Source organism: Streptomyces sp. 4F14 (assembly GCF_048159485.1).
In the GTDB taxonomy this organism is placed as follows: domain Bacteria; phylum Actinomycetota; class Actinomycetes; order Streptomycetales; family Streptomycetaceae; genus Streptomyces.
In genome coordinates this window covers 267,244-289,114 of record NZ_JBLRVY010000013.1, presented here as the reverse complement: position 1 = coordinate 289,114, position 21,871 = coordinate 267,244, and the positions used below count along the sequence as shown (strand labels likewise).

Annotated in this window: 20 protein-coding genes; 18 read left to right on the top strand and 2 right to left on the bottom strand. The window is 71.5% G+C overall.

Going from position 1 to position 21,871, the window contains the following annotated elements:
* Positions 1-87 precede the first annotated feature (87 nt).
* Genes ACLZOT_RS24125 through ACLZOT_RS24115 form a run of 3 tightly spaced genes read left to right on the top strand, consistent with a single transcriptional unit; the run spans position 88 to position 2,362 of the window.
* The gene (locus tag ACLZOT_RS24125) at positions 88-1,236 is read left to right on the top strand and encodes an acyl-CoA dehydrogenase family protein (protein WP_416971122.1); all 1,149 of its coding nucleotides are present in this window, start codon (positions 88-90) and stop codon (positions 1,234-1,236) included.
* 32 nt (positions 1,237-1,268) lie between these two features.
* A complete protein-coding gene (locus tag ACLZOT_RS24120; RefSeq protein ID WP_416971121.1) occupies positions 1,269-1,532 on the top strand; it encodes a MoaD/ThiS family protein in 264 nt (87 codons plus the stop codon).
* Positions 1,529-2,362, top strand: coding sequence for a hypothetical protein (locus ACLZOT_RS24115; RefSeq protein WP_416971120.1), 834 nt, complete (start codon positions 1,529-1,531; stop codon positions 2,360-2,362). Before ACLZOT_RS24120 ends, ACLZOT_RS24115 begins: the two co-directional genes overlap by 4 nt.
* A 15-nt stretch (positions 2,363-2,377) precedes the next feature.
* On the opposite strand, the gene ACLZOT_RS24110 is transcribed toward ACLZOT_RS24115, so the two are convergent.
* On the bottom strand, positions 2,378-5,677 hold the full coding sequence (locus ACLZOT_RS24110; RefSeq protein WP_416971119.1) for a glycosyltransferase family 39 protein: 3,300 nt from the start codon (positions 5,675-5,677) through the stop codon (positions 2,378-2,380).
* 303 nt (positions 5,678-5,980) lie between these two features.
* On the opposite strand from ACLZOT_RS24110, the gene ACLZOT_RS24105 reads away from it, so the two are divergent.
* From ACLZOT_RS24105 to ACLZOT_RS24050, 12 genes are all read left to right on the top strand, one after another.
* A complete protein-coding gene (locus ACLZOT_RS24105; RefSeq protein WP_416971118.1) occupies positions 5,981-7,225 on the top strand; it encodes a sensor histidine kinase in 1,245 nt (414 codons plus the stop codon).
* A 130-nt stretch (positions 7,226-7,355) separates the two neighbouring features.
* On the top strand, positions 7,356-8,621 hold the full coding sequence (locus ACLZOT_RS24100; RefSeq protein WP_416971117.1) for a beta-ketoacyl-[acyl-carrier-protein] synthase family protein: 1,266 nt from the start codon (positions 7,356-7,358) through the stop codon (positions 8,619-8,621).
* Positions 8,618-9,823 carry a ketosynthase chain-length factor gene (locus ACLZOT_RS24095; protein WP_416971116.1) on the top strand — a complete coding sequence of 402 codons (1,206 nt, stop codon included), beginning with the start codon at positions 8,618-8,620 and terminating at the stop codon, positions 9,821-9,823. Before ACLZOT_RS24100 ends, ACLZOT_RS24095 begins: the two co-directional genes overlap by 4 nt.
* Before the next feature lie 49 nt (positions 9,824-9,872).
* Positions 9,873-10,928, top strand: a complete 1,056-nt coding sequence (locus ACLZOT_RS24090) for a methyltransferase (RefSeq protein ID WP_416971115.1) — start codon at positions 9,873-9,875, stop codon at positions 10,926-10,928.
* Between the two features lie 29 nt (positions 10,929-10,957).
* Positions 10,958-12,004, top strand: coding sequence for a methyltransferase (locus ACLZOT_RS24085; protein ID WP_416971114.1), 1,047 nt, complete (start codon positions 10,958-10,960; stop codon positions 12,002-12,004).
* Positions 12,001-12,264, top strand: coding sequence for an acyl carrier protein (locus ACLZOT_RS24080; protein ID WP_416971113.1), 264 nt, complete (start codon positions 12,001-12,003; stop codon positions 12,262-12,264). Before ACLZOT_RS24085 ends, ACLZOT_RS24080 begins: the two co-directional genes overlap by 4 nt.
* Positions 12,265-12,301: 37 nt before the next feature.
* A complete protein-coding gene (locus ACLZOT_RS24075) occupies positions 12,302-13,252 on the top strand; it encodes an aromatase/cyclase (protein WP_416971112.1) in 951 nt (316 codons plus the stop codon).
* Positions 13,249-14,178, top strand: coding sequence for an MBL fold metallo-hydrolase (locus tag ACLZOT_RS24070; protein ID WP_416971111.1), 930 nt, complete (start codon positions 13,249-13,251; stop codon positions 14,176-14,178). The genes ACLZOT_RS24075 and ACLZOT_RS24070 overlap by 4 nt, the downstream gene beginning before the upstream one ends.
* Positions 14,179-14,186: 8 nt before the next feature.
* Positions 14,187-14,672 (top strand): nuclear transport factor 2 family protein, encoded by a 486-nt coding sequence (locus ACLZOT_RS24065; RefSeq protein ID WP_416971110.1) that lies wholly within the window; start codon positions 14,187-14,189, stop codon positions 14,670-14,672.
* A gap of 11 nt (positions 14,673-14,683) precedes the next feature.
* A complete protein-coding gene (locus ACLZOT_RS24060; RefSeq protein ID WP_416971109.1) occupies positions 14,684-15,154 on the top strand; it encodes a nuclear transport factor 2 family protein in 471 nt (156 codons plus the stop codon).
* Positions 15,151-16,527: an FAD-binding oxidoreductase gene (locus ACLZOT_RS24055; RefSeq protein ID WP_416971108.1), complete on the top strand. Its 1,377-nt coding sequence runs from the start codon at positions 15,151-15,153 to the stop codon at positions 16,525-16,527. Before ACLZOT_RS24060 ends, ACLZOT_RS24055 begins: the two co-directional genes overlap by 4 nt.
* Before the next feature lie 166 nt (positions 16,528-16,693).
* Positions 16,694-17,515, top strand: a complete 822-nt coding sequence (locus tag ACLZOT_RS24050) for an AfsR/SARP family transcriptional regulator (protein ID WP_416971107.1) — start codon at positions 16,694-16,696, stop codon at positions 17,513-17,515.
* A gap of 73 nt (positions 17,516-17,588) precedes the next feature.
* On the opposite strand, the gene fabG is transcribed toward ACLZOT_RS24050, so the two are convergent.
* Positions 17,589-18,374 carry a 3-oxoacyl-ACP reductase FabG gene (gene fabG / locus ACLZOT_RS24045; RefSeq protein ID WP_416971106.1) on the bottom strand — a complete coding sequence of 262 codons (786 nt, stop codon included), beginning with the start codon at positions 18,372-18,374 and terminating at the stop codon, positions 17,589-17,591.
* Between the two features lie 211 nt (positions 18,375-18,585).
* Between fabG and ACLZOT_RS24040 the strand changes: the two genes are divergently transcribed.
* From ACLZOT_RS24040 to ACLZOT_RS24030, 3 genes are read left to right on the top strand one after another with little or no spacing between them, the layout of a single operon-like run.
* Entirely contained in the window at positions 18,586-19,620 is a 1,035-nt protein-coding gene (locus tag ACLZOT_RS24040; protein ID WP_416971105.1) for a methyltransferase, read from the top strand.
* Entirely contained in the window at positions 19,617-21,383 is a 1,767-nt protein-coding gene (accA, locus tag ACLZOT_RS24035; RefSeq protein ID WP_416971104.1) for an acetyl-CoA carboxylase carboxyl transferase subunit alpha, read from the top strand. Before ACLZOT_RS24040 ends, accA begins: the two co-directional genes overlap by 4 nt.
* Positions 21,380-21,871 carry an acetyl-CoA carboxylase biotin carboxyl carrier protein gene (locus ACLZOT_RS24030; RefSeq protein WP_416971103.1) on the top strand — a complete coding sequence of 164 codons (492 nt, stop codon included), beginning with the start codon at positions 21,380-21,382 and terminating at the stop codon, positions 21,869-21,871. Before accA ends, ACLZOT_RS24030 begins: the two co-directional genes overlap by 4 nt.

Here is a 21,871-nt window from a genome sequence, read left to right as displayed (position 1 = left end):
GTCCGCCGGGTGTCAGTGTGGCAGTGACCTGGGGAAGAGAGCGCAGGCGCTGCTGGGCACGCCGTGCCGGCGAAGGGGCACCAGATCATGACGACGCGGATCCACGACCTGTCCGGCGACGCCATCGGTGAACTCGTCAGAGAGCGGTGGGGCGGGCTGCTGGACGAGATCGGCGCCGGAGCCGCCGAGCGGTACGCGGCGGGAGAGGCGTTTCCCAGGAGTTTTCTGGCCCGAGCCGCCCAGGCGGGTTTCCACGGGCTGTCGATGCCGAAGGACGTCGGCGGGGAGGGCCTGGGGTCGAACGTCTGGGGCCGGGTCCTGGAGGAGGTGACCTGTCGGTGCGACGAGGCGGCGTTCCCCCTGGTGGTGAGCATGTCGACGAGCATCGGGTTCACCCTGTACCAGTCCGGGGACGCCGCCCTGGCCGAGAACTACGTGAGGCCGCTCGTGTCCGGCGAGCTGACGGCGACCCTGGGCTTCACCGAGGACGCCGACTTCTGGTCCTGGGAGACGGAGCTGACCCGTGACGGGGAGTGCGGGGTGCTCTCCGGGAGGAAGTCCTACGTGACGGGAGGGCTCCTCTCCGATGTCTTCCTGGTGTACGCCGGCTCGGGCCAGGGCCGGCTGGCCGCCTGCCTGGTGCGTCACGACGATCCGGGGGTGACGGTGACTCCCGCGAACGGGATCGGCTTCCAGTCCGCCGGCATGGCCGTCCTGAACCTGGACGAGGTCCGCCTCGCCAAGGAACGGATCCTGACCTGGACCGACGGCCTCGACCACTCCCAGCTGTACCTGAACGAGCGCCGGAGCATGCAGGCGGCGTGGACCGTCGGCAGGATGCGCGCGCTCGTCGACCGCTGCGCGGCCCGGCTGCGCACCGCGACCCGGCAGGGCCAGCCCGTCCTTGACTACCCCAACGTGGCGGCGGGGCTCGGGCGGATGCACATCGTCACGGACGCGGCCCGCACCATGACGCACGACGTCCTCGACCGGCAGGCACGCGGGGAGACGGACCTGACCTACGACGCGAAGATCTCGGCGGCCAAGCACTTCTCCGCCGAGCAGTCGATGCTCATCGCCCACGAGGCCCTGCGCGTGCTGGGCGGCCACGCCTTCTACGGCGACGAGTTCTACGGCCGGTACCTGCGGGACTGCACGGGCCTGATCCCCGCGGGCGGCACCCAGCACTCCCTGGAGATCACCATCGGAAACATGGTGGCCAAGCACCTGATCTGACCGTTCCCGCGGCGACGAAGGCGAGCCCTCTCATGGACGTACACTTCTCCGGCCTGCTGCTCAGGTTCACCGACTACGAACGCACCGTCAGCGTCCAGGCCGACACCGTCGGGGACGCGATGGAGGCCCTGCGCCTGCGCTTTCCCCGGCTGGGCCCCGTCCTGTGGGACGGCAACGGGGACCTGCGGCAGGTCCACCGCCTCATCGTGAACGGGGAGGTCGTCTCCGTCGACGCCGCCCAGCCCCTGCTGGACACCGACCGGCTGGAGTTCCTGACCGCGGTCGCGGGCGGGTGACCGTGCCGCGCCGGATCAGCTACACCGAACCCGGCACCACCACCATGTTCAGCCCGCTGCAACCGCGCCCGCGGATGCTGCTGGGCCACGTCTCGTCGGGTCTCTCCCGCTGGCTCGCCGAGTACGTCACCCCGTTCCCGTCGATGGTGGACACCTACGGCAGCGCGGTCGTGGTCTCCTCGGTGCGTATCGACTACGCCACCCCCTGCCCGGGGTTCTCCGACGCGCCGTGGCTGACCGTCCGGTTCGGTCTCCGCGTCCATCCCAGCGGGAAGTGGATAAACGCGGAGATCGACTGCGCGGCCGACGGCCGGCCCGTCGCGTCCGTCTCCGCCACGATGCGCGTCCTCGTGGTGGCCGACGGCGACAGCCTGTCCGCGAGCCCCGGTGTCCTGCACCCCGAACTCCGCAAGGCGTTCACCCCGGCCGAGACCGTCGCCACCCCGCACCCGGCCAACCCGTGTCCCGGAGGGGCGACGGTCGTGCTGCCGGCCCGGGAATGGCGCACGTTCATCAGCCGCAGCCATGCCGAGGTCGCCGACCAGTGGTCGTTCATCGAGATGATCGAACTGGCCACCCAGGCCCGGGACCGGCTGTTCGCCGAGAAGCTCCACGCCCCGCTGCCGCCCCGCCAGGTGATCGGCACCCCGACGCGCAGCCTGTACGCCGCCTTCCGCCGCCCGATGTTCGTGTACGACCCCTGCGTGGTCACCACGTCCGCCCATCGGGGCCCCGACGCTTCCGGCCTGTACTTCCAGCACCGGATCGGTCCCCCCGACGCCCCGCGGCCCTGCTTGACCGTCTGGGAGACCCTCGATCCCACGGACTGACGACGAGCACGGTTCCTACCCGGTGCGGGGGTTCGGGGCGCAGTCGTACAGGGTCGTGCCGCCCTTCGTGCCGGTGCCGCCGTACTTCTTCGGGGGGACCTCGGCGCAGTTCTCGGTGAACCACTTCGCGCGCTGGGCGGCGGGGCCGTCCTTGTCGCCCAGCAGGGCGTCGACGCCGCCCGGTGAGTCCAGGACGTAGCGGAGGTCCCCGGCGCCGGTCCACTCGGCGAGCCGGCGCGGGGAGGGGGCGTGGTCGGTGCCGAGGAAGCCGCCCAGGCCGATGACCGTGGCGTCGGTGTCCAGGATGTAGGCGGCCACGGCGACGGCTCCGCCGTCGACCGCGAGGGGGATACGGGCGCCTCGGGCGTGGTGCGTGGCGTAGGCGAGGATCCTGCGCTGGCCGGCGCTGAGGGAGGTGCCGCCCAGGCCGCCGGGTGCGCCCAGGCTGTCTGCGCCGCCCGAGCCGCCCGCTCCGTCGACGCCTCCTGGACGCCCGCCGTCGCCCTTGGAGCCGGGGTTGTTGTCCGAAGTGCCGTCGCCGCCCGGACCGGAGCCCGAGCCGTCGCTGCTCCCCGGCAGCGAGCCCACACCCCCCAGCGCCCCGAGCCCGTGCCGCAGGCCCTTCCCGGTGGGGGCCGGCCCCGCCGAGGGAGGTGCCGCGCCCACCACCGGCGCCGGCCCCGCCGGTACGCTCACCGCCCAGGCGCCCGGCGCGAGCAGGAGCGCCAGCACCGAGCCGGCCAGGGCGGCCGCCGACAGCCGGGGTTTGCGGGCCGCCGTGATCAGGAGTGCCACGGCGGTCACCCCCAGGGCGGCCACGACCCAGCCCAGCCAGCCGTGCCAGGACGGCACCCGGCGGATCACGGCGACGGCCCACGCCGCGGTCGTCAGGACGGTCCCGGTGCCGACGGGCAGAGCCCAGCGTGCCCCGGCCCGGTGCGCCCGGACCAGTGCCGTGACCAGCGCGGCGCTCAACGCGGCGACGGGGGGCGCGAGTTGGGTCGTGTAGTAGGCGTGGAACGAACCCTCCTGGGTGGAGAACACCAGCCCGCACACGAGCAGCCAGGTCCCCCACAGGACCCACCCGGACCCGGGCAGCCGCTTCCCGGCGGGCCCGCCGCCGCGGCGCCGCAGGACCGCGCCGGCCACGGCGACGGCCAGGGCCACGACGCTCACCGGCAGCAGCCAGCCGATCTGCCCGGCCACCTGGTCGCCGAACAGCCGCAGCGGCCCCGGATCGCTCCCGAAGAGCCCGCCGAGGTTGTTCCCGCCACCGCCTCCCGCGCTGCCTCCGAGGAGCCGGCCGAGCCCGTTGTGCCCGATGACGAGGTCCCAGGCGCCGCCGTCCGCGCTGCCCCCGATGGCCGGCCGTTCGCCGGGCCACCGGGCGACCAGCGCGACCCACCACAGCGAGGAGACGGCGCACACCGCGCCGGCGGCGAGGAGTGGCCGCAGCCGGGAGAGCCAGGGGCCGCCCGCGCCGGTCAGCCAGGCGGCGGCGAACGCCGGCAGCACCATCCAGGCCGCCGTCATCTTGGTGAGGAACCCGCAGCCGACCAGGAATCCGCTCGCGCACAGCCACCCTGTAGCGCGCCGGCCCGGCTCGGCCTGGAGGGCGCGGGTCAGCGCGTACGCGGCGGTGACCAGGAGGAGGACGAGCAGGGTGTCGGGGTTGTTGTTGCGGTTGATCGCCACGGTGACGGGCGTCAGGGTCAGCACGAGGGCGGCGAGCAGGGCCGTGCCCTCGCCCGCCCAGCGCCGTACGGTGCGGTGCAGGACGAACACGGCGGCGACGCCTTCGAGCACCTGGGGCAGGATCAGCGCCCAGCCGTGCAGGCCGAAGACCTTGCTGCTGAGGACCTGCGGCCACAGGGCGGCCGGGGGTTTGTCGACGGTGACGACGCCGGCCGGGTCGAAGGAGCCGAAGAGGAAGTTCGTCCAGTCGAGGCCCATCGACTTCACGGCGGCCGAGTAGTAGCTGTTGCCCCAGCCGAGGGAGCCGAGCGCCCAGCCGTACAGGAGGGCGGCGGTCAGCAGGATCGCGGCGAGCGCGGCCCGGTACGGCAGGGGAGCCGCTTCCGGGCGCGGCGGGCGCGGGCGGAACACGGCCAGCCGCAGCACCAGGAAGCGGATGCCGGTCACCAGGACGGAGGCGACGGCGAGGACGAGGGCCTCCTCGCCCCTCGACGCGTCCGGTACGGCGTCGCGGTAGAGCAGGACGGCCGCCGAGGTGATGAGGTAGCCGACGATCAGGAGGCCGCCGGCGCCGAGGTGGGCGCGTCCGGGCCCGGCCGGGGAGCGGCGGAAGGTGAGGCGGCGGTTGGCCTCGGTGTTGAGGAGCGTGAGCACCAGCAGGGAGGCGAGGTTGGCGGCGGCCGGGGACCACCAGGTGCGCAGCGTCCAGTAGAGGAGGGCCTGTCCGGCGGTCGAGGCGATGCCGATGGCGGCGAAGCAGGCGATCTGCCAGGTGAGTTCGGAGCGGCCGGGGGCGAGGACGGCGTCCGGGTGTTCGGCGGCCGGTTCCGGGCGGGTCGGTACGGGCACGTCGGCCTCGCCGGACGCCTTGAGCCGGGCCATGCGCCACAGCCCCTTGAGGTCGTCGGCGGCGGTGGAGACGACGTCCACCCGGGTGTCGACGTCCTCCACCCAGTCGACGGGCACCTCGTGGATGCGCAGCCCGTTGTGCTCGGCCAGCAGCAGGAGTTCGGTGTCGAAGAACCAGGCGTCGTCGTGGGTCTTCGCCAGCAGCGGGCGCACGGCCTCGGTGCGGGCGGCCTTGAATCCGCACTGTGCGTCGGTGAAGCGGGCGCCGTGGGTGAGCCGGATCAGGGCGTTGTAGCAGCGGGAGATCAGCTCCCGGCGCGGGCCGCGCACGGTCCGGGCGCCGGGGGCGAGCCGGCTGCCGATCGCGAGGTCGGAATGGCCGCTGAGGAGGGGTGCGACGAGGGGGAGGAGTCCGTCGAGGCCGGTGGACAGGTCGACGTCCATGTAGACGACGATCTCGGCGTCGCTCGCTCCCCACACGGTCCGCAGCGCGAGGCCGCGTCCCTTGCGGTCGAGGTGGACGACCCCGACGCCGGGGAGTTCCCCGGCGAGCGCGCGGGCCACGGAGAGGGTCGCGTCGGTGCTGGCGTTGTCCGCGACGGTGATCCGCCAGGTGCAGGGCAGTTCGTCGCGCAGCCGGGCGTGCAGGGTGCGGATGCAGCCGGGAAGGGCCCGTTCCTCGTTGTATACGGGAATGACGACCTCGACGGTCGTCGCGTCGGCGGGGGGTACGGCCCGTAATTCCTGGGCCGCACTGGATGTCTGCGTCATGGATTCCTCGGGTGTGGGGGAAAACGCAGGGAAGAAACAGGGAAGTGGGCCTTTTTCGGCGGCACCCCTTGTGAAGGAAATGTGAACGCGTGATGACCGAAGTCGTTTGCGTAGACGCTTCCCTGCTTAGCAATTGCTAAAGGAATCATCAAGTTGTTGCGCACGATTCGCGCCATGTAATTCGAGTACACCCCGCGTGTACGACCAGGGATGTACGACCCGCCCGCGTACAGCCGACGATGCACGCCCCGGGCGCGACCGTGACCTGACGACCGGCGGCCTTCCCCTGAGTAGCCTGACCGTGTGTCCGGCATCGTTCCCGTACGTCAGGTCAAGCGTTTCCTCACCAGACGACCCCACCCCCTGATCCCCCTCGACGTCGCGCTCGCCGTCCTGCTGTGCGTCTTCCTGCTCTGGTCCGACGCCCGCAGCGGCAGCCACCACGCCGTCGACGGTGAGCACGTGCTGCGGACCGCGGGCATCTCCTTCGCCTCCCTCTGCGTCGCCACCCGCCGGCGCCTGCCCCGCCTGTCGTTCGCCGTGGCGTCGGCCTGCGCCTTCGTGGTCGCCGCCCTCGGCGGCGCACCCCAGGTCTCGATCTGCGTCGCCCTCGCCGCCTACACCGCCGCGGGGACGGCGGAGTACGCCCTCTGGTGGCTGCGCCCCGGCGCCTCCGTCCTCCTGATGGGTGCCGGGATCGCCATCGGGCGCGTCGTCGACGGCTGGGTGGCCGTGCTGGTCGCCAACGTCGCGATCATCTGCGTCGGCTGGTTCGCCGGCCTCGCCGCCCGCGAACACCGCAACCGGCTCGTCGCCACCGCCGAACAGGAGGCCGAGCGAGAACGGCAGCACGCCGCCCGGATCCGCCAGGCCGCCATCGACGAACGCCTGGTCATCGCCCGTGAACTGCACGACATCGTCGCCCACTCGATGAGCCTCATCGCCGTGCGCGCCGGGGTCGCCCGCGTCGTCATGGACAGCGACCCGGCCCAGGTCGCCGAGACCCTCGGCATCGTCGAGACCACCACCCGCCAGGCCCTCCACGAGATGCGGCTGCTCGTCGAGGTCCTGCGCCACGAGCACGCCGTCGACCCCGCCCTCACCCCCACCCCCGGCCTTGCCGACACGGCCGCGCTCGCCGACCAGATCCGCAGCGCCGGCATCGACCTGCGCCTCGACGTCCGCGGCACGGCCCGCCCGCTGCCCGCCGCCGTCGACCTGTCCGCGTACCGCATCGCCCAGGAGGCCCTCACCAACATCGTGCGCCACGCCGGACCCACCCAGGCCGACCTGCGGATCGAGTACCGCGCCGAGGACGTCGTCATCGAGGTCACCGACCACGGCCCGGCCGGACCGCACCGCCGCAAGCCCGCCGCCCCGCGCACGTCCGGCCACGGACTGGTCGGCATGCGCGAACGGGCCGCCCTCTTCGACGGCTACCTGCGCGCCGGCCCCCACGGCAACGGTTTCCGCGTCCAGGCACTGCTGCGCACCGGCGAATCAACCCCCGTGACAGCCGCCGGCACACCTCCGGACGCGCCCCCGTGACCTGCGCCGACCATCCGGCCACCGGCGTTGGACCAGACCGGTCGAGGTTTGTTTGAGGTCTGCTCAAGCCCGCTGTTGAAGGATCTCCAGCAGAAAGGGTGGCTGGCTGGCGGACTCCGAAGGAGTGCTTGTGGACCGGGCCGTAGTAATCACCGGTATCGACGTGATAGCGCCAGGAGGGCTCGGCAGGAAAGAGTTCTGGAATCTCCTCACCGCGGGACGCACCGCGACCAGAGAAATATCCTTCTTCGACGCCGGACCATTTCGCTCACGGATAGCCGGAGAATGTGATTTCAACCCCGCCGCGATGGGTTTGCTGCCGCGCGAGATCCGCCGTATGGACCGCGCGACACAGCTCGCCGTGACCTGCGCCAGGGAGGCCCTCGCCGACAGCGGCCTCGACGTCGACACCGTCGACCCGGCCCGCGTCGGCGTGAGCCTCGGCAGCGCGGTCGGGGCGACCACGAGCATCGAGCGCGAGTACCTCGTGCTCTCGGACAGCGGCCGTGAGTGGTTCATGGACGAGGGACACCTCTCCCCGCACATGTACGACTACATGGTGCCCAGCGCGGCCGCCGCCGAGGTGGCCTGGCGCACCGGCGCCGAAGGGCCCGTCGCGATGGTGGCGACCGGCTGCACCGCCGGTCTGGACGCGGTGGGCCGGGCCCACGAGGCGATCATGGACGGCACCGCCGACGTGATGTTCGCCGGCGCCACCGACGCCCCGGTCTCCCCGATCGTCGTCGCCTGCTTCGACGCGATCAAGGCGACCACCCCCCGCAACGACGACCCCGCCCACGCCTCGCGCCCCTTCGACGCGACCCGCAACGGGTTCGTCCTCGCCGAGGGCGCCGCGGTGATGGTCCTGGAGGAACGCGGACACGCCCTGGCCCGCGGCGCGCACATCTACGCCGAGGTCGCCAGCCACGCCACCCGCTGCAACGCGTACCACATGACGGGCCTCAGGCCCGACGGACGCGAGATGGCGGAGGCGATCCGGCACGCCCTCGCGGACGCCCGGTGCGCGCCCGAGACCATCGACTACGTCAACGCCCACGGCTCCGGGACCCGGCAGAACGACCGCCACGAGACCGCCGCCTTCAAGGACGCGCTCGGAGCGCACGCCTACCGGGTGCCGGTCAGCTCCATCAAGTCCATGATCGGCCACTCGCTCGGCGCGATCGGCTCGATCGAACTGGCCGCCTGCGCGCTGGCCATCGAGAACAACGTGGTCCCGCCGACGGCCAACCTGCACGAGCGCGACCCCGAGTGCGACCTCGACTACGTACCGAACGAGGCGCGCGAACTCCCGGTCGACACCGTCCTGTCGGTCGGCAGCGGCTTCGGCGGCTTCCAGAGCGCCGTGCTGCTGCGCGCTCCGGAGCGTGCGGCATGACCATGCCCCCGGTCGTGACCGGAATCGGCACCATGGTCGGCGACGGGGCGGGTGTCGAAGGGCACTGGAGGGACGTCCTCGACGGCCGCTCCTGGATCCGGCCGATCCAGCGCTACGACGCCTCGCGCTACAGCTCCCGGCTGGCCGGCCAGATCACCGGCTTCGACGTCGAACGGCATCTGCCCAGCCGGCTGATCCCGCAGACCGACCGGGTGACCCAACTGGCCCTCGTGGCCGGCGACGAGGCCCTCGCCGACGCCGGGATCGCCGACCGCGGCTACGACGCCTTCGACATGGGCGTCGTCACCTCCAACGCCTCGGCCGGCTGGGAGTTCACCCACCGCGAGTTCCGGAAACTGTGGACCCAGGGGCCCGAGAAGGTCAGCGTCTACGAGTCGTTCGCCTGGTTCTACGCGGCCAACACCGGCCAGCTGTCCATCCGCAACGGCATGCGCGCCGCCAGCGGAGTGCTGGTCGCCGACCAGGCGGGCGGACTCGACGCGATCGGACAGGCCCGGCGCAACCTGCGCCGCGGCGCCAAGCTCATGGTGACGGGCGGCCTCGACTCCGCCTTCGACCCCTGGGGCTGGCTCTCCCACCTCGCGAGCGGCGAGGTCAGCACCGCCGAGGACGCCGCCCGCGCCTACCTGCCCTTCGACGCCGCCGCCGGCGGCTACGTGCCCGGCGAGGGCGGCGCGATGCTGGTCCTCGAACACGGCGACGCCGCCCGGCCGCCCGCCCGCCGCTACGGGGTGGTCGCCGGATACGCCGCGACGTTCGACCCGCCCCCGGGCAGCGGACGCCCCTCCAACCTGGCCCGCGCAGTGCGGCTCGCCCTCGACGACGCCGGGCTCGTACCCGCCGAGGTCGACGTCGTCTTCGCCGACGGCGCCGGGGTCCCCGAACGCGACCGGAGCGAGGCGGCGGGCATCGCGGAGGTCTTCGGGCCGAAGGGCGTCCCGGTCACCGTGCCCAAGGCCGGGGTCGGCCGGCTCCTCGCGGGCGCGGGCCCGCTGGACGTGGTCACCGCGCTGCTCAGCCTCCGGGACGGGGTGATCCCGCCGACCCCGCACTCCCGGGAGATCCCCGACGAGTACGCCATCGACATGGTGACGCAGCCACGGCAGACGGACGTCGACGTCGCCCTGGTGATCGCCCGCGGGCGCGGCGGCTTCAACTCGGTGGTGGTGATCAGGCGGTGAGCGGTTCACAACATCCGCAGACATGCGACTGCCCGGAAAGGGGCCCGGCATGAGCCGAGGAACAGACGTCAGCTACATGAAGGAACTGCACAGCGAGTCACCGCTGAGCACCATGATCGAACTGCACAGCGGCGTCCGCGTCACCTACATGCTCCAGGCGGTGGCCGAACTCGGCATCGCCGACCAGCTCGCCGACGGCCCCCTCGGCGTCGACGAACTCGCCGAACGCACCGACAGCCACGCGGACTCCCTGTACCGGGTCCTGCGGGCCCTGGCCGGCAAGGGCGTCTTCACCGAGGTGTCCCGCCGCGTCTTCGCCCTGACCTCGCTGGCGGAGGTGCTGCGCTCCGACCACCCGAACTCCCTGCGCGACGCCTTCCACATGCACGGCCAGAGCTTCATGCACGACGCCTACGTCGGGATCGGGCACACCATCCGCACCGGCGAACCCGCCTTCGAGCACGTCAACGGCATGGGCCTGTTCGAGTACGTGGGACGCAGGCCCGAACTCCAGGAACTGTTCGGGAAGTCCATGGGCAAGGCCAACCGGCAGATCCAGCTGGCGGCCGTCGAGACCTACGACCTGACCGGCGTCAAGACGCTGGTGGCCGTGGGCGGCGCCCAGGGACACGTCCTCGCGGAGATCCTCACCCGGTACCCCGGCATGCGCGGCGTGTACGTCGACGGCCCCCGGATGGCGCCGGCCGCGGAAGGCGTGCTGCGCGCGGCCGGAGTCCTCGACGCCGTCGAGATGGTCGTCGGCGACCCCCGGGAGTCGGTGCCCGCGGGCGGCGACGTCTACCTGGTCTCCCACGTGTTCCAGCAGCTCGACGACACCGACGCAGTCAAGGTGCTCACGAACATCCGCCAGGTGATGGCGGACGACAGCCGGGTCCTGGTCGTCAACGCCGTGATCCCGGAGGGCGACGTACCGCACCCGACGAAGATCCTGGACAGCACCATGCTCGTGCTGGGCCGCAACAGGGACCGTACGGAGGCGGAGTTCGACGGGGTGCTGCGGAGCGCGGGGCTGCGGCTCGTCGAGACGGTCGGGCGGGCCCTGCCGTCCAGCGTGGTCGTCGCGGAGCGCGAGGCACGGCAATGACTTCATCAGCGGGAGTGGAGGGATCGACCATGCCTGAGCAGGCAGCGGGTGCCCTGGCCGACAGCGGTCGCAAGGAAGCTCTGTTGAGCAGGATGTGGGACTTCCACAGCGGTCTGCGCATGGGCTTCATGCTCTCCGCCATCGCGGAGATCGGCATCGCCGACCAGCTCGTGGAAGGGCCCCTGTCCGTCGACGAACTGGCGAAACGCACCGGGAACAACGCGGACGGCCTGTACCGGGTGCTGCGGGCCATGGCCAGCAAGGGGGTCTTCACCGAGACCTCGCACCGGGTCTTCGGCCTCACCCCGCTGGCGGAGATCCTGCGCTCCGACACCGCGCACTCCCTGCGCGACGTGTTCCGCCTCCAGGGCAAGCACTTCATGCGCAACGCCTACGCCGAGATCGGCTACTCCATCCGCACCGGCCGGCCCGCGTTCGACTACGTCAACGGCGAGGAGCTGTTCACGTACCTCGCCCAGCACCCGGACATGAACGAACTGTTCAGCGGCGCCATGGGCAACGCGGCCGGGCAGACCCAGCAGGCCGCCGTCGAGGCGTACGACTTCACCGGCGTCCGCAGGCTGGTGGACGTCGGCGGGGCGCACGGCCACCTTCTCGCGTCGATCCTGGCCCGTTACCCCGACCTCGGCGGAGTCGTGTTCGATCAGCCGCACGTCGTGCCCGGTGCCGAACGGGTGCTGGACGAGGCCGGAGTCCTCGACCGCGCCGAACTCGTCGGCGGCAGCTACCTCGAAGCGGTCCCGCAGGACGGTGACGTCTACGTCATCTCCCACGTCCTGCACCAGCTGTCCGACAGCGACACGATCACCGTCCTGACGAACGTCCGCCGCGCCATGGACCCGGCCGGCCGGGTCCTCGTGATCGACCCCGTCATCCCCGAGGGCGACGTCACGCACCCCGGGAAGTTCATGGACATCACCATGATGGCGCTGAGCGAGGGCCGCGACCGCACCGAGGCGGAGTTCGCCGAGGTCTTCGCGAAGGCCGGCCTGCGCCTGGCCGACACGATCGGCCTGGACTCCGCGTCGAGCGTCGTCGTGGCGGTGCCCGCATGAGCGCCCGCATGAGCTACGACGACCTGCGGACGATCCTCGTCGAGGCCGCCGGCACCGCGGAGGGGGTGGACCTGGCCAGCCTGGAGGTCATCGACACCGACCTCTACGGACTCGGCTACGACTCGCTCGCCCTGATGGAGCTGGGCGCGCGCATCCAGCAGCGCTTCGGGGTCGACATCCCCGACGAGGAGGTGACCGAGTTGCGCACCTTCCGCACCATCCTCGACCGGGTGAATTCCTCGATCTCTGCGACGCCCTGACCCAGGGCGCCCCGCACGACGCGGACTGGAGGCAGACATGACCACGCCGGAGATTCACGCGCGCCACGAGATCGAGACCGAGACCTCGCCGTCGGCCGTGTACGAGCTGATCACGGACGTCTCGCTGTGGCCGGTGATCTTCCGACCCACCGTCCACACTCAGGTGCTGGAACGCACCGAGCACGGCGACCGGTTCGAGATCTGGGCGACCGTGTCCAGCGGCGAGGTGAACGGCTGGCGCTCGCGCCGCACGTTCGACGCCGCCGGCCGGCGGGTCACGTTCCGGCAGGACCACGACAACCCGCTGTTCGGCCTCATGGGAGGCGGCTGGAGCTGCCTCCCGCTGCCCGGCGGCCGGGCCAAGGTGGTCCTCGAACACCGCTTCGTCCCGCCACCGGACCAGGCCGACGCCCGCGAACGGATCGCCCGCACACTCGACGCCAACGGCGCCGCCGAACTGGAAGCCCTGCGGACGGTCTCGGCCCTGCCCGGCGGCATCGACCGGTGGCGGGTGACCTTCACCGAGTCCATCGGGCTGAGCGGCCCGGCCCAGGCGGCCCGGGAGTTCATCTGGGACGCCGGCCGCTGGCCCGAGCGGCTGCCCCACGTCGACGGCCTCGACCTGGTCGAACAGGCGGGCGGCGCCCAGGACATGACGATGCACACCCGCGCCCCCGACGGCACCGTCCACACCACCCGCTCGATCCGGCTGCCGCTGTCCGACGGCTCGATCGTCTACAAGCAGACCCGGCCGCCCCGCGCCCTCCTCGGGCACAGCGGACGCTGGGACTTCCACACCGGCCCGTCGGGCGGCACGATCACCTCCACGCACACCTTCCTCCTCGACCCCGCCGGGGTCGCCGAGGTGTACGGCCCCGACGTCCCGGCCGAGGAGGCGGCGCACCGCGTCCGCGTCGCCCTGATGGCCAACAGCCGCGTCACCATGGAACACGCGGACCGCTACAGCGCCTCGGTCGGTGCCCCGTGAGCACCGAGGTCCGCGCCCCGCTCGGCCGCCTGCGCGAACTGGCGGACGGCGTCCACGCGTTCCTCCAGCCCCCCGGCGGCTGGTGCCTCAGCAACGCCGGGGTGATCGCCGGACCCGACGGGCTGGTCCTGATCGACACGGCCGCCACCAGGTCGCGCGCCGAAGCGCTGCGGGCGGCGGCCGAGGGGCTGGGCCGGGGCCCCGTACGCACCGTGGTCAACACCCACAGTCACGGCGACCACGTCTTCGGGAACTGTGTCTTCGCGCCACCCGCCGCCGTCATCGCCCACGAGCTCACCGGGCCGGAGATGGAAGCGACGGGAATGGCCCTCACGGGGCTGTGGCCGGACGTCGACTGGGGCGAACTCACCCTCACTCCGCCCACCATCACGTTCGGCCGCAGCCTCACCCTCATGACCGGCGACCGGCCGGTCGAGCTGCACCACGTCGGCCCCGCGCACAGCACCAACGACGTCGTCGTCTGGATCCCGGACGCGGGCGTGCTCTTCACCGGTGACGTGGCGCTGCCCGGCTGCACCCCGTTCTGCCTGATGGGCTCGGTCCGCGGCTGTCTCGCGGCCCTCGACCGGCTGCGCGCCTTCGGGGCGCGGACCGTGGTCGGCGGGCACGGGCAGATCAGCGGCCCCGAGGTCTTCGACGAGACGGAGCGCTACCTGCGCCGGATCCTCGACCTGGCCGGCGAGGGGGTCGCCGCCGGCATCACCCCGCTGGAGACCGCCCGCCAGTACGGCACCGGCGACTTCGCCGGGCTGATCGACCCCGAGCGGCTGGTCGGCAACCTGCACCGGGCCTTCCTGGAGATCCGGCGACCGGACCTGGCGCTCGGCACCGAGATCGACGTACCGGGGGTCTTCGGCGAAATGGTCCAGTTCAACGACGGGCGCCTGCCGACGTGCCTCGCCTAGGAGAGCGGATGACGAAGCCCAGCGAATCCCCCCGGGGGAACACGGTCTCCCCGGAGATCTACTACGAGCTGAGAAGGTTCTACCTGGACCAACTGGACGCCCGCGACCGGGGTCTGACCGAGGAATGGCTGGCGGTCTTCGACGACGACGCGACGATCACGACCAAGGTGGTCGGCGACGGCTCGCCGGTCCCGAAGTCCGTGTTCGAGCCCGCCGTGTGGAAGCTGGACGCCTCCTTCCACGAGAAGGGCATCCAGCGCCGCCACTGCGTGCAGGGCTTCACCTTCACCCCCCACGGCGACCTGGTCGTCTCCCGCTTCTACGGACTGTTCCTGGTCGTCGACGCCGAGCGCGGCGCCTGCCTCCAGTCGGCCGCCTTCATCTCCGACGTCCTGCGCAGGCACGGCGACACCTGGCGGGTCATCTCCCGCGAGATAGAACGCGACGACCTCGGCCGCCTCGACAGCGCATCGCACAGCGTGCCCATCGGATGAGAGAAGGAGCCATGGATCAGACAGTGACCTCCGGCAAGGGGACCGTGTCGGCCGAGGTCTGTTCTCGCATCGACCAGTTCTACGCGATGCAGATGCAGGCCCTCGACGACGGCGACATCGCCGCCTGGGTGGACACCTTCACCGACGACGGCGTCTTCGTCTCCAACGGCCTGCCCGACCCGGTCGAGGGCCGCGGCGCCCTGACCGAACTGGGCGGCGCGGCCGTGGCCCGGCTCGACGAGAAGGGCGCCATCCGCCGGCACTTCGTCTTCAACGTCATCGTCGAACCGGCCGCCGGGGGAGTGCTGCGCACGACCTGCTACGTCCCCGTCTTCGACACCGTCGACGGCGTCACCACCCTCACCACGAGCACCGTCATGCGCGACGAACTCGTCGGCTCCGAGGCCGGACTCCTCGTACGCCACCGCACCGTCACCCGCGACGACCTCCTCGCGAAGACGGGCCCGGGGAGCGCCGCATGACCTCCCCGGGCACGGCCGCGCTGGGCCCCGGGGACCCCGGTTACGACGAGGCCCGCAGCGGCGTCCAGCGCAGCTACCTGCACCGGCCGTCGGCACTCGTCCGCGCCGAGGGCGTCGCCGATGTGCGGCGCGCGGTCCGGTACGCCGCACGGCACGGCCTGGAGGTCGCGGTGCAGGCCACCGGACACGGCCTGAACGTCCCCACCGAGGGCGGCGTGCTGATCGAGACCTCGCGGATGGCCCACGTCCGCGTCGACCCGGTGACACGGACCGCCTGGGCGGCGGCGGGCACCCGCTGGGAACAGGTCATCGAGGCCGCCTGGGAACACGGGCTGGCGCCGCTGAGCGGCTCCTCGCCGGACGTCGGCGTCGTCGGCTACACCCTCAGCGGCGGCGTCGGGCTGCTGAGCCGCGCCTTCGGCTGCGCGGCCGACCACGTGCTGCGGGTGGACCTGGTCACCGCCGACGGCGAACCCCGGTCCCTGACCCCCGGCGACGACCTGTTCTGGGCGGTGCGGGGCGGTGGCGGGAACTTCGGCGTGGTGACCGGCCTGGAGTTCGCCCTGTTCCCCGTCGACCGGCTGTACGCCGGGGGCCTGTACTTCGACACCCCGCACCTGCCGGCGGTCCTGCGGGCCTACCGGGAGTGGACCGCGACGGTGCCGGACACGATGTCCTCCAGCATCGGGCTGATCCCCATGCCGGACGTCCCCGGCGTGCCCCCGCCCCTGCGCGGCCGGCACCTCGCCCACGTCCGGATCGCCTACCTCGGCACCGCCGAGAGCGGCGAGCGGCTGGTCGCACCGCTGCGGGCGCTCGGCCCGCGGCTGGTGGACACGCTCGGCGAGATGCCGTTCACCGCCTCCGGCACCATCCACAACGAGCCGAAGCAGCCGCGGAACTTCTACTGCGCCAACGCGATGCTGGGCGAGTTCGGCGAGGCGCTCCCGGACGCCGTCCTCGACCTCGTCGGACCCGGGCGGGGGGTCTTCGCGGTGGTGCAGTTCAACCACCTGGGCGCGGCGCTGGCGAAGCGGCCCGAGGTGGAGAACGCGGTGAGCCATCGCGGGGCCTCGCACGCCCTGCGCGTGGTGACCCTCCCGCAGGGGCCCGGCCGGGACCCGGCCCACGAGGTGGCCCAGGGGGTGACCCGGGCCGCGGCGCCCTGGACGCTCGGGCGCTCGCCCAACTTCGTGCAGGGCGACGAGCGGGCGTACGAACAGGCCCGGGAATGCTACGAGCCGGCCGTTTTCGAGCGGCTGGCGGCGCTCAAAGCCGTTCACGATCCTGGGAACATGTTCCGCTGCAACGTGAATATCCCGCCCGCCGGCCGGCAGGCGTATAAGTTATCCATGAGTACGAAGTGTGAGTGATGTCCAGTGCGGGGATGAAGGCTTGACCGTCCCCTAAGAGTGGCGCCAGGAGCAAAATGATCTTCCTGCAAAGTTGACTGAAAACAGGGGGCGGTCGCGGTGGAATCCGGCCACGTCCGCCCCTTGCCGGAATGGTTCACTTTCCGCACAAGATCAGGAGCTACGGATGGATGTCCGACTGCTGGGGCCGTTGTCGTTATCGGCACACAACCGTGACGCGACGCCTTCGGCACGTAAACCGAAACAGCTCATCTCGCTTTTACTGCTGAACGAGGGCGGGGTCGTCTCGACCGGATCACTCATCAGCGAGATATGGGACACCCAGCCACCCAGGAGTGTACAGACAACATTACAGACCTACGTGGTACAGGTGCGCAAGCTTCTGTCGGAGGCTCTTCAGATTCCTGTCGGCAAAGTCGCCGGAAATGTCCTCCTCACGCGAAACGGCGGATACACGCTGGTCCTGCCGGACGCGAATTTCGATCTCTACCGGTTCAGGTCCCTCGAACAGGCCGGGATGGGCGCCTTCGAGGACGGGGACGACGAGAGCGCCTCGCGGATCTTCGCCCAGGCCCTCGCCCTGTGGCGGGGCAACGCGCTCGCCGACGTCGAGGTCGGCCGGATGCTGGAACCCGAGGTCGCCCGGCTCGAACAGTCCCGCCTGACGGTCGTGGAATGCCGGCTGGAGATCGAACTGCGGCGCGGACGCCACCGCCAGTCGCTCAGCGAACTCGCCTCCCTCACCGCGCGGTACGACGACAACGAGAACCTGCACGTCCTGTACATGCTGGCGCTGTACCGCTCCGGCTACCGGGGCAAGGCGCTGGAGAAATACCGGAGTTTCCACAAGTGGATGAGAGACGAACTGGGCCTGGACCCCTCCCCCCGCCTCCAGCGGCTCCACCACGCGGTGCTGGACGCGGACCCCGCCCTCGACGAGGCCGCGGACCGCGACGACCTCACCGCCGTCCTCTCGGGCCGCGGTTGAAACGCTTCACCGCCCCGGGCGGGCGGAGTCGCGCCGCCCTGGTCCCCCTCAGGACCAGGGCGGCCGTCGGCGGTCAGTAGTTGCCGAGCCCTCCGCACACGTTCATCGCCTGGGCCGTCACCACGGACGCCTCGTCGCTGACCAGGTAGCCGACCATCGCGGCGACCTCCTCCGGGTCGACGTAACGCCCCATGGGGATCTTCGTGTTGAACCTGGTGAGCACCTCGTCCTCGGAGATGTCCCAGATCCCCGCGTAGATCTCCCGCACCCGCTGCGCCATCGCGGTCTCCACATAGCCGGGGCACACGGCGTTGACGGTGATGCCCGTCTTCGCGAGCTCCAGGCCGAGCGCCTTGGTGAAGCCGACGACGCCGTGCTTCGACGCGGAATAGGGGGCGCCCAGCACGACCCCCTGCTTTCCGCCGGTCGACGCGATGTTCACGATGCGCCCGCTGGCCAGACCGAGCATTCCACCGTCCGTCAGGACGCGTTTCGTCACCAGGAACACACTGTTCAGGTTGACGTTGACGACATCGAGCCACAGCTCGTCCGGAATATGGGCCGTCGGGCCGCCGCCGCTGCGGCCGGCATTGTTCACCAGAACCGATATCGGACCGAAGCGTTCCGCCGCCGCCACCACCAACTGTTCGACCTGTGCGACGTCGGACACATCGCACACCGTGCCGTCGGCCTCGTAGCCGTTCAGCCGCATTCCTTCCACTGTTTCCTTGACCGCCGCTTCGTTCCGGCTGCAGATGAACACTCTGTGTCCGCTGCGGGCCAGACGATTCGCGGTGGCCAGTCCGATCCCACTGGTAGCACCCGTGACAAGAGCCGCACGGGCGAGTTCTTCTGCCATCTGCTCTCCAAGGCGATCGTGAGGCGTTGTGACGAGCTTGTTAAAACCATCCTCGGGCGCGTTCCTTGAATTGATGTCGAGGAGACCTTGAGTCGGTCTCCCGTCCACTCCCGTCCGCCATTCAAAGATTTCTCGACCGGTTCTTGAGCCGCGGCCCCCAATCATGGTCCTTGCGCAGGCCGACAATCGAAGGTTGCGAACGGAGCAGGCGATGACGATCCAGGAAAAGGACATCACCGACCACGGTGCGATCATCGGGGTGCGGGAACTCGCGCTCAGCGCCGCCGGAGCCGCGGCGCTGCGAGCCGCCGTACGCATCGGAGTCGCCGAGAAACTCGGGGACCAGCCCAGGACGCCGGCCGAGCTGGCCGCGGCGCTCGGGGTCGACACCGAGATGCTGGGGCGGCTGCTGCGGGCGCTCGCCCAGCACGGCGTCTTCACCCAGACCGGCGACGGATACGCGCACACCGCGACGTCCAGGCTGCTCAGGGAGAACGACCCCAACAGTCTCAAGTACTACGTCCTGTGGGTCACCGAACCCTGGACCTGGGAACTGTGGCCGCACCTTGAGGAGGCCGTGCGCAACGGCCGAGGCGGATTCGAGGAGAAGTACGGCACCGACTTCTTCTCCTACCTGCACAAGAACTGGCCGGCCTCCGCGGAGGTCTTCAACAAGGCGCAGACCGAACTGAGCAGGCTCGCCACCCACGCCGTCGCCGCCGCCCTCGACCTGAGCGGGGTCGGCACCCTCGTCGACGTCGCCGGCGGACACGGCTACACCCTCGCCACCCTGCTGGAGAAGAACCCGCACCTCGACGGGGTGCTGTTCGACCTGCCGCCCGTCGTCGCCGAGGCCGACAGCCGCCTGCGTGACGGCGGGGACCTGGCCGCCCGCGCCCGGATCGTCGGCGGGAGCTGCCTGGACGCGATACCGGTGGAAGCCGACGCCTACCTGTTCAAGAACATCCTCGAATGGGCCGACGAGAACTCGGTGACCGCGCTGCGCAACGCCGCCCGCGCGGGCCGCCCCGACAGCAGGTTCTTCATCATCACGAACATGATCGACGGCAGCCCCGAGATCAAGTTCACCACCGGCACGGACCTCCTCTTCCTGCTCAACTCCGACGGCAGGAAACACACCACCGAGACCATCACGGCGGTGGTCCGCAAGGCCGACATGCGCGTGGTGAGCATGCGGCCCGTCAACTCGTACCTGCACCTGCTGGAGGCGGCACCCTCGACATGAGCGGCATCCTCGAAACGAGCCCGGCCGTGGCCCACCCCGCCACCCCGCCGGAGGAAACGGTCCCGGACTGGGTGAAGTGCGACGGCTGCGGGACACCGGTCTACGGCAAGCGCTGGCTGCGCCACCTGCGCTGCTGCCCCGAGTGCGGTCACCACGGCCCGCTCACCGCGTGGGAACGCCTGCGCCTCCTGCTGGACGAGGGCACCCTCGAACTCCTGCCCTTCTCCGTCACGCAGGCCGACCCGCTGGAGTTCACCGACAGCAAGCCCTACCCGCGCCGCCTCACCGAGGCCCGCGCCAGGACCGGGCTGCCCGAGGCCGTGCTCGGCGCCGTCGGCGAGATCGACGGCAGCCCCGTGGTGGTCGCCTGCATGGACTTCCGGTTCCTCGGCGGCAGCCTCGGCTCGGTCGTCGGCGAGATCATCACCAGGACCGGGGACGTCGCCCTCGCCCGCCGCACCCCGCTCCTGCTGGTCACCGCCTCCGGCGGGGCCCGCATGCAGGAGGGCGCCCTGTCGCTGATGCAGATGGCGAAGACCAGCGCGATGCTCGCCCGGCTCGACGAGGCCGGGCTCCTCACCGTCTCGCTCGTCACCGATCCGACGTTCGGCGGGGTGGCCGCCTCCTTCGCCACCCTGTGCGACGTCACCGTCGCCGAACCGCGCGCCCGCCTCGGGTTCGCCGGACGCCGGGTCATCGAACAGACCATCGGGGAAACCCTGCCGCCGAACTTCCAGACGGCGGAATTCCTCCTGGAACGCGGGTTCATCGACTTCATCGCCCCGCGCGAGAGCCACCGCGCCGAACTGGGCAAGCTGCTGCGCGCGGCGCTGCCCCGGCACCCCGAACCCCCGCCCACCCCCGCGGCCGACCGCGACCGGGCCGACGAGATCGTCGTCCGCGACCCGGCACGGCTGCCCCACGACGACCCGCACGGCGTCGTCCGGCGGGCCCGGCGGATCAGCAGGCCCACCACCCTCGACTACGCCGCCCTGCTCCTGGAGGAGTTCCGCGAGCTGGCCGGGGACCGGGTGTCCGGGGAGTGCCCCGCGATCGTCGGCGGCCTGGGGCGCCTGCACGGCCGCCCGGTCGTGCTGATCGGCCACCAGAAAGGACACGACCCCGCCGAACTGGCCCGCCGCAACTTCGGCATGCCCACTCCGGCCGGCTACCGCAAGGCGGCCCGCCTGATGCGGCTGGCCGCGAAACTGGGCCTCCCGGTGATCACGCTCATCGACACGCCCGGCGCGTTCCCCGGCCGGCTGGCCGAGGAACAGGGACAGGCCGTCGCCATCGCCGAGAACCTCAAACTCATGGCGGAACTGCCGGTCCCGGTGGTCGCCGTCGTCACCGGGGAGGGCGGCAGCGGAGGCGCGCTCGCCCTGGGCGTCGCCAACCGGGTCCTCATGTGGCAGGACGCCATCTACTCGGTGATCAGCCCCGAAGGCTGCTCGGCGATCCTGTGGCAGGACCCCGCCCAGGCCGGCCGCGCCGCCGCGGCCCTGCGGCTGCGCTCGCCGGACCTGCTGGAACTCGGCGTCGTGGACGGCGTCCTGCTGGAACCGGACGGCGGCGTCGACGCCGACCCGGCGACGGCCGCACACCGCCTCGGCCTCGCGATCAGGTCCAGCCTGGACGACCTCGCGGGACTGCGGGGCGACAAACTGCGCACCGACCGCCACGCCCGCTTCGCCCGCTACGGCGCCGAGTACGTGATCTCGGCACCGGCCGCGGACCTCGCGGCGGAACGGACGGTCTCATGACCACCCTCAGGTCCGCCTCCGACGGTGAGACCGCCGTCGGAGGCGAGGAGACCGAACTCCTGGAACGGGTACGGGACGCCGTCGTCGGACTGCTCGCCGAACTCCCCGGCGCCCCGGCCCGGCTGCGGGTCCGGGTCCACGGCGTCGAGATGGAGCTCGACTGGGCCGCGCCCGCATCGCCGGCATCGGCACCGGCTCCCCTCCCGGTGCCGGTCCCGGACGACCTCACCACCGCGACCGGCGGCGGGCCGTCCGTCACGGCTTCCAGCGTCGGCACGTTCTACCGCCGCCCCGAACCGGGCGCCGAACCGTTCGTGCAGGTGGGCGACCAGGTGAAGGCCGGACAACAGGTCGCGATCATCGAGGTGATGAAGCTGATGCTCCCGGTCGAGGCCGACCACGAGGCGGTCATCACCGACGTGCTCGCCGAGGACGGACAGTCCGTCGAGTACGGCCAGCCCCTGTTCGCCCTCGGCGCGGTGAGCTGA

Excerpts from the sequence above, each read along its gene's own strand:
- ACLZOT_RS24030 (WP_416971103.1), top strand. The coding sequence starts at position 21,380 with ATGACCACCCTCAGGTCCGCCTCCGACGGTGAGACCGCCGTCGGAGGC.
- ACLZOT_RS24110 (WP_416971119.1), bottom strand. The coding sequence starts at position 5,677 with ATGACGCAGACATCCAGTGCGGCCCAGGAATTACGGGCCGTACCCCCC.
- ACLZOT_RS24060 (WP_416971109.1), top strand. The coding sequence starts at position 14,684 with ATGGATCAGACAGTGACCTCCGGCAAGGGGACCGTGTCGGCCGAGGTC.
- ACLZOT_RS24085 (WP_416971114.1), top strand. The coding sequence starts at position 10,958 with ATGCCTGAGCAGGCAGCGGGTGCCCTGGCCGACAGCGGTCGCAAGGAA.
- ACLZOT_RS24125 (WP_416971122.1), top strand. The coding sequence starts at position 88 with ATGACGACGCGGATCCACGACCTGTCCGGCGACGCCATCGGTGAACTC.
- ACLZOT_RS24040 (WP_416971105.1), top strand. The coding sequence starts at position 18,586 with ATGACGATCCAGGAAAAGGACATCACCGACCACGGTGCGATCATCGGG.
- ACLZOT_RS24065 (WP_416971110.1), top strand. The coding sequence starts at position 14,187 with ATGACGAAGCCCAGCGAATCCCCCCGGGGGAACACGGTCTCCCCGGAG.
- ACLZOT_RS24095 (WP_416971116.1), top strand. The coding sequence starts at position 8,618 with ATGACCATGCCCCCGGTCGTGACCGGAATCGGCACCATGGTCGGCGAC.
- ACLZOT_RS24120 (WP_416971121.1), top strand. The coding sequence starts at position 1,269 with ATGGACGTACACTTCTCCGGCCTGCTGCTCAGGTTCACCGACTACGAA.
- ACLZOT_RS24090 (WP_416971115.1), top strand. The coding sequence starts at position 9,873 with ATGAGCCGAGGAACAGACGTCAGCTACATGAAGGAACTGCACAGCGAG.
- accA (WP_416971104.1), top strand. The coding sequence starts at position 19,617 with ATGAGCGGCATCCTCGAAACGAGCCCGGCCGTGGCCCACCCCGCCACC.
- fabG (WP_416971106.1), bottom strand. The coding sequence starts at position 18,374 with ATGGCAGAAGAACTCGCCCGTGCGGCTCTTGTCACGGGTGCTACCAGT.
- ACLZOT_RS24080 (WP_416971113.1), top strand. The coding sequence starts at position 12,001 with ATGAGCGCCCGCATGAGCTACGACGACCTGCGGACGATCCTCGTCGAG.
- ACLZOT_RS24050 (WP_416971107.1), top strand. The coding sequence starts at position 16,694 with ATGGATGTCCGACTGCTGGGGCCGTTGTCGTTATCGGCACACAACCGT.
- ACLZOT_RS24055 (WP_416971108.1), top strand. The coding sequence starts at position 15,151 with ATGACCTCCCCGGGCACGGCCGCGCTGGGCCCCGGGGACCCCGGTTAC.
- ACLZOT_RS24075 (WP_416971112.1), top strand. The coding sequence starts at position 12,302 with ATGACCACGCCGGAGATTCACGCGCGCCACGAGATCGAGACCGAGACC.